The organism is Pseudarthrobacter sp. AL07, assembly GCF_029960665.1.
Lineage (GTDB): Bacteria > Actinomycetota > Actinomycetes > Actinomycetales > Micrococcaceae > Arthrobacter.
The window spans coordinates 1-3138 of sequence record NZ_JASBRB010000059.1 but is presented as its reverse complement, the minus strand read 5'-3'; the positions used below and the strand labels follow the sequence as shown (position 1 = coordinate 3138).

The window sequence follows — 3138 nt, the reverse complement described above, 5'->3', positions numbered from 1 at the left end:
TAGTGGCCTGTATTTGCCCGGTTTGATGTGGTTGGCGCGCGGCCAGGTGTAGTCGCCGGTGAGGTTGATGTGTTCCCAGCCCAGCGGTGAGAGGAACCGCAGGAGGTCCGGGTCGATGTCACCGCCGTTGCTGGTCAGGGTGGCGACGGTGCGGTCAATGTAGACCGTGTTCCAGAGCACGATGGCTGCGGTGAGAAGGTTCAGCCCGCTGGCGCGGTAGCGCTGCTGCTCGAAGGAACGGTCGCGGATTTCGCCGAGCCGGTTGAAAAACACGGCCCGGGCGAGGGTGTTCCGGGCCTCGCCCTTGTTCAGGCCGGCGGTAACTTTCCGGCGGAGACCGGGGTCTTGGAGCCAGTCCAGCAGGAAGAGGGTCCGTTCCATTCTTCCCAGTTCGCGCAGCGCGAGGGCGAGCCCGTTCTGGCGGGGGTAGGCGCCGAGCTTGCGCATCATCAGGGATGCCGTCACGGCGCCGGTTTTGATTGACGCGGCCAGCCGGAGGATTTCATCCCAGTGCGTGGCGATCGTTTTGGTGTTGATGGTGCCGCCGATCAACGGCGCCAGGGACGGGAGCCCCGATGCGTTGGTGGGTGTGTAGAGGCGGGTGTCACCGATGTTGCGGATCCGTGGTGCGAACCTGTAGCCGAGCAGGTTCATGAGGGCGAAGAGGTGGTCGGTGAATCCGGCCGTGTCGGTGTAGTGTTCCTGGATTTGCAATTCGGACTCGTGATAGAGCAGCCCGTCCAGGACGTAGGTCGCGTCGCGGTCGCCGACGTTGACGAGTTTGCTGTGGAAGGGCGAGTACTGGTCCGAGACGTGAGTGTAGATCAGCCGGCCGGGTTCGGCACCGTATTTGGGGTTCACGTGCCCGGTGGATTCGGCTTTGCTGCCGGCACGGAAGCGCTGCCCGTCCGAAGACGAGGTGGTCCCGTCCCCCCAATGCACGGCAAAGGGGTGACCATGCTGGGTGTTCACCAGCTCCGCCAGGGCGGCGCTGTAGGTTTCATCACGGATGTAGGAGGCCTGGTGGCGGTCCAGCTGGGCGTAGGTGACGCCGGTGCAGGACTCGGCCATCTTCGTCAATCCCAGGTTGATCCCGTCCGCCAGGATGGCGGTTAGAAGAAGCTGCCTGTCCTTGGAGGGTTACTCCGCAGTCTCTTCGATCTTTGAATCTGAAAGTTTCAAAGTCGAGGGAACGCGGGCAACAGCAGAAGTGGCCGAACGGACCGAACTGACTTACACAACCGGCGGCCCTCCGGAGAGCTACAGGTACGAGCAGATTGTCGAGTTCACGAAGACCGAAACGGGCTGGACAATCGACTCGATCAAACCCAAAGAGACCGGCGCAGTCCCACCCTCAACCGTGGTCAGCGCCGAACAGTTGGCCCCTGCACCTGGTTCCAAGGGCGCCCTCATCCTTGGACCAGGCAAGGTAGCAACTGCGGCGAAAGCGGTAGCACCCAGCGCCCATGTTCCCGAAACGAAACCCGGAACCGGCCCGAAGAAAGCCGGCGAAGATGTCACCCTAGCGGCAGGTTACAACTACACCGCGATGGTCAACTACGCGACCAATTGGGCGCTAGGCCGCAACGGCGCCTACCGACAGTTTGGAAATGACTGCCAGAACTTCGTCTCTCAGTCCCTGAAAGCAGGCGGATGGGCAGACCAAGGAGGCTGGTACCAATATGACAGCAGCTGGTGGTACACCTTTGCCAACCAAACCTACTCCTGGGTGGGCTCTCAAAACTTCCACAACTTCGCTGTCGGCCAAGGTAGGGTGAGCTACCTGAGCTACCTCAATGACCTGGGTCCGGCGGACGTGCTGCAAGTCCATTGGCCCGAAGGAACCCCTGACGTGGACCATTCCATGATCGTCACATACTCCCCCTGGAGCGCGGGTACGCGCGACATCCGAGTCAGCTATCACACCACGGATACCCTCAATAGAAGTATCTGGAACCTCTACTCCTCATTCCCATACGCCACTTGGTACGGCCTCCGCACGTAAGGGATAGAGTGAAGACCATGCGTAATCTGGGACGAACTTTCTTTGTTGTATCCTCCGCCGTGCTGGGCTTGGTGCTTAGTGGCTGCGACAGGACTTTCGACCCAGACATGGGACAACGCGATTCAACAGCTGAAACTGTCATTGAAGCTGCAAAAAACGGTGACCAGAAGAAACTGTTGGATCTCGCCCTCGTTGACATGCAGGACCGAGAAGCAGCCGCGGATGCCCTCATTGCCGAAGCCGGCACGCTTGATACCAGCGGTTACGAGATCCAATTCAACGAGCACCACGGGGCACCCGATAACTACATCGTCACAGCCAGCGACGACCAAGGGGATGACCTCGCCTTTGAGCTCGACTGGCACGAGTCCAAATGGCAGCTGGTTCTAGGGGCAGCAGGCCCCCCCGTGTCCCCGACCGCCGCACCATAAGCAGGTTCTGTAGCAGGGATGGAGTGGCCGATACAGGCCTCTCCATCCCTGCCCGAACCAAGGCAGTTCGCAGATTTCCCTCAACAACCAGACTTTGCTGGCGGGTCTGATTCCCGGACCTTGTTGGCATTATGAAAACCCGTGTCATGAAACTGCCGCGGCCAAATGCCTGATCATTGCAGGCGTCCGGCGGGAAGACTGTGGGGAACGTGCGATTGCGTTTCCAGAGCTTGGTCAGGACGACCAGTCGGGTGGGGATTCGATGGCCTTGCACCAAGTTTCGGGAGCATCGCGAGGCTATTGAAGGGTGCAGGGGGTCCCGAATAATACCAAAGATCGAATTTCATCGTCGGTGATGCCGGCCGCGGTTCCAAGAACCCATCCGCGATTGTTGCTCGCCAGAATTATATGATCTTCCGTCGGATGAGACTTTCGTCTGCACCCGGTAGTTGGCAGGTGGTCCAGCTTTGACGAAGTCCTTGGCCGTGTAGACGTCTCATCCGACAATGTCCATGCGTAGAGGGCTTGGACTGCGAGCACGCCGTTGCTCGTGTGATGAACCTGTCCAGCAGGCTTCTCGCCCGCGGAACGCCCGGCTGGCTATTCAGCGGCCGTTTCGTCGATCCCCTCATGGCTCGGCCTCGGAGAACAGCAAGAAGAAAACAGCTCCAGAAAACGCGCCGACAGCAGTACAGGCCGCTG

Annotated in this window: 2 protein-coding genes and 1 pseudogene; 2 read left to right on the top strand and 1 reads right to left on the bottom strand. The window is 60.0% G+C overall.

Going from position 1 to position 3138, the window contains the following annotated elements:
* Window positions 1–1137: pseudogene (locus tag QK290_RS18300) on the bottom strand (Tn3 family transposase); the annotation flags it as partial.
* A 73-nt stretch (window positions 1138–1210) separates the two neighbouring features.
* Here QK290_RS18300 and QK290_RS18295 point away from each other — a divergent pair.
* Both QK290_RS18295 and QK290_RS18290 read left to right on the top strand, forming a co-directional pair.
* Window positions 1211–2005, top strand: coding sequence for an amidase domain-containing protein (locus QK290_RS18295; protein ID WP_282332087.1), 795 nt, complete (start codon window positions 1211–1213; stop codon window positions 2003–2005).
* 107 nt (window positions 2006–2112) lie between these two features.
* Entirely contained in the window at window positions 2113–2436 is a 324-nt protein-coding gene (locus QK290_RS18290) for a hypothetical protein (protein ID WP_282332085.1), read from the top strand.
* Window positions 2437–3138 lie beyond the last annotated feature (702 nt).